The sequence below is a fragment of the Dietzia sp. DQ11-38-2 genome, from assembly GCF_014145055.1.
GTDB lineage: Bacteria > Actinomycetota > Actinomycetes > Mycobacteriales > Mycobacteriaceae > Dietzia.
This window is the reverse complement of record NZ_JAALDW010000223.1, coordinates 1-8,017: the sequence shown is the minus strand read 5'-3', so window position 1 is coordinate 8,017 and position 8,017 is coordinate 1. Positions and strand designations below refer to the sequence as shown.

At 70.5% G+C, this 8,017-nt stretch carries 10 protein-coding genes; 9 read left to right on the top strand and 1 reads right to left on the bottom strand.

From position 1 onward, the window contains the following. The 3 genes from cofH to dapC all read left to right on the top strand — a co-directional run. On the top strand, positions 1 to 1,124 hold a 1,124-nt coding region (cofH, locus tag G6026_RS08270), incomplete at its 5' end, for a 5-amino-6-(D-ribitylamino)uracil--L-tyrosine 4-hydroxyphenyl transferase CofH (protein WP_182612886.1). A gap of 85 nt (positions 1,125 to 1,209) precedes the next feature. Further along, complete coding sequence (fdxA, locus tag G6026_RS08265) at positions 1,210 to 1,533, top strand: ferredoxin (RefSeq protein WP_107758132.1); 324 nt, start codon at positions 1,210 to 1,212, stop codon at positions 1,531 to 1,533. An 8-nt stretch (positions 1,534 to 1,541) separates the two neighbouring features. After that, the gene (dapC, locus tag G6026_RS08260; RefSeq protein WP_182612885.1) at positions 1,542 to 2,651 is read left to right on the top strand and encodes a succinyldiaminopimelate transaminase; all 1,110 of its coding nucleotides are present in this window, start codon (positions 1,542 to 1,544) and stop codon (positions 2,649 to 2,651) included. Between the two features lie 64 nt (positions 2,652 to 2,715). On the opposite strand, the gene dapD is transcribed toward dapC, so the two are convergent. Next, complete coding sequence (gene dapD / locus G6026_RS08255; RefSeq protein ID WP_107756757.1) at positions 2,716 to 3,684, bottom strand: 2,3,4,5-tetrahydropyridine-2,6-dicarboxylate N-succinyltransferase; 969 nt, start codon at positions 3,682 to 3,684, stop codon at positions 2,716 to 2,718. Between the two features lie 60 nt (positions 3,685 to 3,744). On the opposite strand from dapD, the gene dapE reads away from it, so the two are divergent. From dapE to G6026_RS08225, 6 genes are all read left to right on the top strand, one after another. Further along, positions 3,745 to 4,914, top strand: coding sequence for a succinyl-diaminopimelate desuccinylase (dapE, locus tag G6026_RS08250; RefSeq protein WP_182612884.1), 1,170 nt, complete (start codon positions 3,745 to 3,747; stop codon positions 4,912 to 4,914). 99 nt (positions 4,915 to 5,013) lie between these two features. Next, positions 5,014 to 5,814: a TIGR00730 family Rossman fold protein gene (locus tag G6026_RS08245; RefSeq protein WP_107758131.1), complete on the top strand. Its 801-nt coding sequence runs from the start codon at positions 5,014 to 5,016 to the stop codon at positions 5,812 to 5,814. Continuing rightward, positions 5,811 to 6,368 (top strand): TIGR00730 family Rossman fold protein, encoded by a 558-nt coding sequence (locus tag G6026_RS08240; RefSeq protein WP_107756755.1) that lies wholly within the window; start codon positions 5,811 to 5,813, stop codon positions 6,366 to 6,368. Before G6026_RS08245 ends, G6026_RS08240 begins: the two co-directional genes overlap by 4 nt. Then, a complete protein-coding gene (gene folP / locus G6026_RS08235) occupies positions 6,365 to 7,264 on the top strand; it encodes a dihydropteroate synthase (protein WP_182612883.1) in 900 nt (299 codons plus the stop codon). Before G6026_RS08240 ends, folP begins: the two co-directional genes overlap by 4 nt. Positions 7,265 to 7,346: 82 nt before the next feature. Continuing rightward, positions 7,347 to 7,697: a DivIVA domain-containing protein gene (locus G6026_RS08230; RefSeq protein WP_107756753.1), complete on the top strand. Its 351-nt coding sequence runs from the start codon at positions 7,347 to 7,349 to the stop codon at positions 7,695 to 7,697. Positions 7,698 to 7,787: 90 nt separating this feature from the next. After that, on the top strand, positions 7,788 to 7,955 hold the full coding sequence (locus tag G6026_RS08225) for a DUF3117 domain-containing protein (protein WP_081615186.1): 168 nt from the start codon (positions 7,788 to 7,790) through the stop codon (positions 7,953 to 7,955). The last annotated feature ends 62 nt before the right edge of the window (positions 7,956 to 8,017 follow it).

Genomic DNA, 8,017 nt, shown 5'->3' with positions numbered 1-8,017 from the left:
CGGACTCCGAGGTCGTCGCGGCGCTGCGGGCCGCGGAATCGGACCCGGCCGGCCTCACCGACGACCAGTACCTCGCCCTGGCCACGGCCACGGGGGACGGGCTGGCCGCCGTGGCCGGACTCGCCGACCGGATCCGCGCGGACGTGGTGGGGGAGACGGTGACCTACGTCGTCAACCGGAACATCAACTTCTCCAACATCTGCTACACGGGGTGCCGGTTCTGTGCGTTCGCCCAGCGCAAGGGGGACGCGGACGCGTTCTCGCTCTCGGCCGCCGAGGTGGCCGACCGCGCGTACGAGGCGTACGTCTCCGGGGCGTCCGAGGTCTGCATGCAGGGCGGGATCGACCCGGACCTGCCGGTCACCGGGTACGCCGACCTCGTCCGCGCGGTCAAGGAGCGGGTGCCGTCCATGCACGTCCACGCGTTCAGCCCGATGGAGATCTCGAACGGGGCGGCCCGGTCCGGGGTGGGGGTCAGGGAGTGGCTCACCGAGTTGCGGGCGGCCGGTCTGGACACCATCCCGGGGACGGCGGCGGAGATCCTCGATGACGAGGTCCGCTGGGTGCTGACGAAGGGCAAACTCCCGGCCTCCGAATGGATCGACATCGTCACCACCGCACACGAGGTGGGACTGCGATCGAGCTCCACCATGATGTACGGCCACGTGGACACGCCGCGGCACTGGGTGGCGCACCTGCGCACGCTGAGGGGGATCCAGGACCGGACCGGCGGGTTCACCGAGTTCGTCCCCCTGCCTTTCGTGCACCGCAGCGCCCCGCTCTACCTGGCGGGCGCGTCCCGGCCGGGTCCGACTCGCCAGGAGAACGTCGCGGTCCACGCGCTGGCCCGGATCATGTTGCACGGCGCCGTCGACAACGTCCAGACCAGCTGGGTCAAGCTCGGGGTCGCGGGCACTCGCACCATGTTGCGCGCGGGCGCCAACGACCTCGGCGGCACCCTCATGGAGGAGACGATCTCCCGGATGGCCGGGGCGGAGAACGGGTCGGCCAAGACCCCGGAGGAGATCGCGGAGATCGCCACCGGTATCGGACGGCCCGTGCGGCGCAGGGACACCGTCTACGGCCCGGCTCCCACCCAGATCCCCGTGACCGTCGTCACATAGCGCGACCGGCTTCGGGGCGGCGTGGTCGCGCGCACGGGGTGTGACATACGATGCAGGCCATACCGCTATGAGGAAGGTGGCCGACGTGACCTACACGATCGCAGAGCCGTGCGTCGACGTGATGGACAAGTCCTGCGTCGAGGAGTGTCCGGTCGACTGCATCTACGAGGGTGGACGGATGCTGTACATCCATCCCGACGAGTGTGTCGACTGCGGCGCGTGTGAACCCGTGTGCCCGGTGGAGGCCATTTTCTACGAGGACGACACCCCGGAGGAGTGGTCCGAGTACAACACCGCGAACGTCGACTTCTTCGTGGAGCTGGGATCCCCGGGTGGCGCGGCCAAGGTGGGCAAGATCGACTACGACCACCCGTTCATCAAGGCGCTGCCCCCCATGAACCAGGAGTGACCTCGGTCGTGTCGCGCCCGGAGCGCCGTCCTCCCGCGCGCGCACTCCCCGTGTTCCCGTGGGACACCCTCGCCGAGGCGAGGACCCTCGCCTCGGCGCACCCCGACGGCCTGGTCGACCTCACCGTGGGCACCCCGGTCGATCCGGTCGCCCCGGTGATCCGCGAGGCGCTCGATGCCGGATCCGACGAACCGGGGTACCCGACCACCGTCGGGACACCGGAGTTGCGGACGGCTGCCGCCGACGCCCTCGCCAGGCGCTACGGTGTCACCGGGCTGGACGCCGGCTCGGTACTGCCCGCCATCGGCACCAAGGAACTCATCGCGGGGCTGCCCACACAACTCGGACTCGGTCCGGGGCACACGGTCGTCGTACCGGAGGTGGCCTATCCGACGTATGAGGTCGGCGCCCTGCTCGCGGGGGCGGCGGTCGTGCGTGCCGACTCGCTGACCCAGCTCGGCCCGTCGTCGCCCACCCTGCTCTACCTCAATTCGCCAGCGAACCCCAGCGGCCGGGTGCTCGGCGTGGACCACCTGCGCAAGGTGGTCGAGTGGGCCCGCGAACGCGGGGTGATCGTGGCCTCGGACGAGTGTTACCTCGGGTTGGTGTGGGAGGGGGAGGCGCCGTCGATCCTGGACCCGCGTGTCTGCGACGGCGATCACTCCGGCCTGCTGGCCCTGCACTCGCTGTCCAAGACCTCGAATCTCGCCTCGTATCGCGCGGGCTTCGTGGCGGGGGATCCGTCGCTCGTGGCGGAGCTGCTGGCGGTCCGCAAACATGCCGGCCTGATGATGCCCCTGCCCGTCCAGAACGCCATGACCGCGGCGCTTCGGGATGACGCGCACGAGGCCGAGCAGCGCGAGCGCTACCGGGCCCGGCGCGAGCTCCTGCTCCCGGCCGTGGAGGCCGCCGGATTCCGGGTGGATCACTCGCAGGCCGGGCTGTATGTCTGGGCGACGCGGGACGAGCCCTGCCGCGAGACGGTGGACTGGTTCGCCCGGCGCGGTCTGCTCGTGGCGCCCGGCGAGTTCTACGGCTCCGCGGGTGCCCGCCACGTCCGCATCGCCCTCACGGCCACCGACGCCACGGTGGCCGAGGCGGTACGCCGGCTGGCCTGAGGTCACCGAGACCCGGCCGGCGCCCGCCGATGTGGGATACCGGACGCGGATGTCCGCCCGCGAGTCAGTCGTTGGCGTGGAGCGCGTCGTTGAGTTCCACGCCCTCCTTCTTCCACGGCACGGCCTCGACCGCGCCGGAGACGGAGTTGCGACGGAAGAGCAGGTTGTCCATCCCGGAGAGCCGGCCGGCCTTGACGGGCTCGCGGTCGGCCCAGGCGCCCGCCCGGACGTCCACCTTCGTGCCGGCGGTGACGTAGAGCCCGGCCTCGACCACGCAGTCGTCACCGAGGGAGATCCCTATCCCGGAGTTGGCTCCCAGCAGGCACCGTTCGCCTATCGAGATGGTCTCCTTGCCGCCGCCGGAGAGCGTCCCCATGATCGACGCGCCACCGCCGACGTCGGAGTCGGCGCCGACCACGACCCCGGCCGAGATGCGGCCCTCGACCATCGACGGCCCGAGGGTGCCGGCGTTGAAGTTGACGAAGCCCTCGTGCATGACGGTCGTCCCCTCCGCCAGGTGGGCTCCCAGCCGGACGCGGTCGGCGTCGGCGATCCGCACCCCGGACGGGACCACGTAGTCCACCATGCGCGGGAACTTGTCGATGCCGAACACCGTGACCGGTCCGCGGGCGCGGAGCTTGGCGCGGACGAGCTCGAAGCCCGGGACCGCACAGGGGCCGAAGTTGGTCCACACCACGTTGCTCAGGGTCCCGAAGAGGCCGTCCATGTTCGCGTAGTGGGGCTTGATGAGGCGGTGGCTGATCAGGTGGAGCCGGAGGTACGCGTCGTACGCGTCGGTCGGGGCCTGCGTGAGGTCGCCGATCTCCACGCGGACCGCGACCCGCTCGACACCGCGGTCGGCATCGGGTCCTGTCAGGGGGGCGAGCTCGGCGGGGACCTCGTCGCCCGAGAGGATCCGGTGGCCCCCCTCGGAGGCCGCACCGAGCTCCGGCGCGGGATACCACACGTCGAGAACGGTGTGATCGGACGTCAGGGTGGCGATTCCGGTGGCTACGGCTCCGTGTGCACTCATACCCCGATGCTAGCGGTCGGCCCCGGCGCACAACGGTGACGGGCATCTAAGGTGGACGCCGTGACCGCCGCCCTCGATCTGACCGCAGACCCGGTCGACCTCGCCCGTGCGCTCGTCGACATCCCCAGCCCCTCCCGGGCGGAAGCGGCGATCGCCGGCGCCGTCCACACCGCGCTCGAGGAGGTGGTCGCCGGTTTCACCGGACCGGCCGCCGGGCGGACCGAACTGATCCGTGACGGCGACCGCGTCCTGGCCCGGACCACCAGGGGCCTGCCCACGCGCGTGGTGCTCGCGGGTCATCTCGACACCGTCCCGGTGGCGGACAACGTGCCGTCCACGATCACCGGAGAGGGCGACGATCTGGTCCTGCACGGGTGCGGGGCGGTCGACATGAAGTCCGGGGACGCGGTGTTCCTCCACCTGTTCGCGACCCTCGCGGACTCTGCCGCGCTCGCGCACGATCTCACCCTCGTCCTCTACGACTGCGAGGAGATCGAGGCCACCGCCAACGGCCTGGGGTTCCTCGAACGGAGCCACCTGGACTGGCTCCGTGGGGACGTGGCGATTCTCGGTGAGCCCACCGGTGGCCAGATCGAGGCGGGCTGTCAGGGGACCTGCCGTCTACGGATCCACACCCGCGGCACCCGGGCCCACTCGGCGCGGAGCTGGTTGGGCGACAACGCCGTGCACCGACTAGCCCCACTGTTGGCGGCGCTCGAGTCGTACGAGCCGCGCTCGGTGGACATCGACGGATGCGTGTACAGGGAGGGGCTGCAGGCCGTGCGGATGTCCGCAGGCGTGGCCGGCAACACCGTTCCGGACGAGGCATGGCTCGACGTCAACTTCCGGTTCGCCCCGGACCGGGACCCCGATGCGGCGCTCACGCACGCTCTCGAGGCGCTCGGGCTGACCCGGTCCGGGCGCATCCCGACGGGCGAGGATCCGCCGAGCGAGCCCGGTGAGTACTGGGAACTGACCGACATGTCCCCCGGGGCCCTGCCGGGTCTCGCGGCCCCGGCGGCGGCCGACCTCGTGCGTGCGGCGGGTGGGCGGGTGCGGGCGAAGTACGGGTGGACCGACGTGTCACGGTTCGCTGCTCTGGGCGTTCCCGCGGTCAACCTCGGTCCGGGCGATCCCGGGTTGGCACACACCCGGGAGGAACACTGCCCGGCCACCCAGATCACCGCGGTGACCGGGATGCTCCGCGCCTACCTCACCGCATCGGACTGAACCCCGGAGCCGACTGAACCCCGGAGCCGACACGAGCCCGGAGCCGACACGATCCGGGCCTCCGAACCCGGGCCGACCACTGTAGGAGATGTGACCCTGATGGCACAGAACGATCCGGTACACCTGCGCGGCCCGCTCCTCCTGCGACGGGACAGGGGCGGCGATCGCACGACCACGGACCAGCGGCTGCTGGACAAGAATCAGGACACCGACTGGTTGCACACCGACCCGTGGCGGGTCCTGCGCATCCAGAGCGAGTTCGTCAACGGGTTCGGCGCACTCGCGGAGCTCTCCGACGCGGTGAGTGTCTTCGGTTCGGCACGGACGCGCCCGGGCGATCCCGCCTACGAGCAGGCGGTGGAACTGGGTCGTGCCCTCGCCGAGGCGGGGTATGCCGTCGTGACCGGTGGTGGACCCGGTCAGATGGAGGCGGCGAACAAGGGCGCCTGGGAGGCGAACGGCGAGTCCGTGGGTCTGGGGATCGAGCTGCCCATGGAGCAGGGAATCAACCGCTGGGTCGACCTCGGCCTGCACTTTCGCTACTTCTTCGTCCGCAAGACGATGTTCGTCAAGTACACGCAGGCCTTCGTGTGCACCCCGGGCGGTTTCGGCACCCTCGATGAGTTCTTCGAAGCGATCACCCTGGTCCAGACGGACAAGATCACCCGGTTCCCGATCGTGCTGCTGGGCGTCGACTTCTGGGCACCTCTGGTGGAATGGATCCGGGGCACCCTCGTCGAGCAGGGCATGGTCTCGGCGTCCGATCTCGATCTGTTCCTGGTCACGGATTCCGTCGACGAGGCCGTCCAGTACATCCGCCGGGCGCACCATCAGGCCGCGCTGACCGCAGAGCAGCGGGAAGACCTCTTCGGCGAGGAGCACCGGGGAGTCGAACGATGAGGGCCCCTGTGCCCGGGCGCAGGGTCTGCGTCTACTGCGCCTCCTCGTCGTACGACCCCGAGCTGCTGGGGATCGCCACCGAAGTGGGTGCGGCTATCGCCCGCCGCGGGTGGTCCCTGGTCTCCGGTGGAGGTCACGTGTCGATGATGGGTGCGGTCGCGGAGGCGGCGCGGGACGGCGGAGCCAGAACCGTCGGTGTCATCCCTGAAGGGCTGCGAGTGCGGGAGGTGGCCGACACCGCCGCGGACGAGTTGGTGGTGGTGACCACCATGCGGGAGCGCAAGCGCGAGATGGAGGAGCGCTCCGACGCGTTCCTCACCCTGCCCGGGGGGATCGGGACGATGGAGGAGATGTTCGAGATGTGGACGTCCGCGTCGCTCGGTTTCCACCACAAGCCGGTGGTGCTGTACGACCCGATCGGCTTCTACCGGCCGTTGCTGGACTGGGTCGGGGGCCTCGTCGAGTCGGGACTGGTCTCGCCTCAGGCGTTCGACCACCTCGTGGTCCGCGATGAGGTGGAGGCAGCCCTCGACGCCTGCGGAGGGCGTCGATGACCGGACCGACCTCGGCCCCCTCACCCTCGAACTGGAAGCCCACGCTCTGCGGGCACCCGGTACCCGTCGACCGGCCCCTGGTGATGGCGATCGTCAATCGCACCCCCGACTCCTTCTATGACCGTGGAGCGAACTTCACCGACGCGGCGGCGATGGAGCGGGTCGATCGGTGCGTGGCGGACGGCGCGGACATCCTCGACATCGGTGGGGTCAAGGCGGGGCCAGGTGAGCTCGTCGACGCCCGTGAGGAGGTGCGTCGGGTCGTCCCCTTCGTCGAGACGGTGCGGGACAGGTACCCCGACGCCGTGCTCTCCGTCGACACCTGGCGTGGGTCGGTCGCCAGGAAGGCCCTCGCCGCCGGCGCCGATCTGGTCAACGACACGTGGGCCGGACACGATCCCGAGGTCCTGGCCGCAGCCGGTGAGGTGGGGGCGGGGTTCGTGTGTTCCCATACCGGCGGCGCGATCCCGCGGACCCGTCCCTTCCGGGTCGGTTATCGCGATGTGGTCCTCGACGTGGTCTCGGAACTGTCGGCCGCCACTGAGCGGGCGATCGCCGCGGGCGTCCCGGCCGACGGGATCCTGATCGACCCCACCCACGATTTCGGGAAGAACACCTTCCACGGGTTGGAACTGCTGCGGCGACTGGACGAGATCGTCGCCCTGGGCCCCCCCGTCCTCATGGCTCTGAGCAACAAGGATTTCATCGGCGAGACCCTGGACGCGGGTATCGACGACAGGGCCGAGGGCACTCTGGCCGCGACCGCCGTCGCGGCGATGATGGGTGCCCGCGTGTTCCGCACCCACGACGTGCTCGCGACCCGTAGGGCGGTGGAGATGGTGGCCTCCATTTCGGGGACCCGCCCACCTGCGCGAACGGTCCGGGGCCTCGCCTGACCCGGCCTGGTCACCGCCGCCGACGCCGCGGCGGTTGTGCGAGACTGGGGGACCGGCCCGGACCAGAGGGGGATTCGCCCGCATGCTCACCGTCGTCGTCTACGTGGTGCTCACCCTGATCGTCGCCGCAGCGCTCTTCGCCCTGTCGGTCGTGGTCTTCGGCCGCTCCGAGCCACTGCCGGCCGTGGCGCGGGGCCACACGGTCACCTCGCTGCCGGAGGGCCCGCTCCGTGGAGACGATCTGCGATCGGTTCGGTTCGGGATGTCCGCACGCGGGTACACGATGTCGGAGGTCGACTGGGCACTGGAGGAGGCGGCCGCGGAGATCGACCGCCTCCGCGCGCGCCTCGACGGCGCGGGAAACGGCCCACAGCACTCGGACGCCGCGGGCCCAGAACGCGCTCCCGCGTCCGGGCCCGGTGTGACGCGCTAGAATCGCAGCATCCATTCAGCAACACCGCACGTGGGCGTGGTCGTCCTCACCGGACGCGGCCCACTGCCAAGGACGAAGGGAATCGACCTGATGGCGGCTATGAAGCCCAGGACCGGTGACGGACCGATGGAAGCGGCCAAGGAGGGCCGCGGGATCGTCATGCGCGTCCCTCTCGAGGGTGGCGGACGCCTCGTCGTGGAGTTGACCCCCGACGAGGCGAGGTCGCTCGGCGAGGAGCTGACCCAGGCCATCTCCTGATCGTCCTCTGCTCTGTCGACTCGACGCACCCGACCCACGTGGCGGGTGCGTCGAGTCGGTTA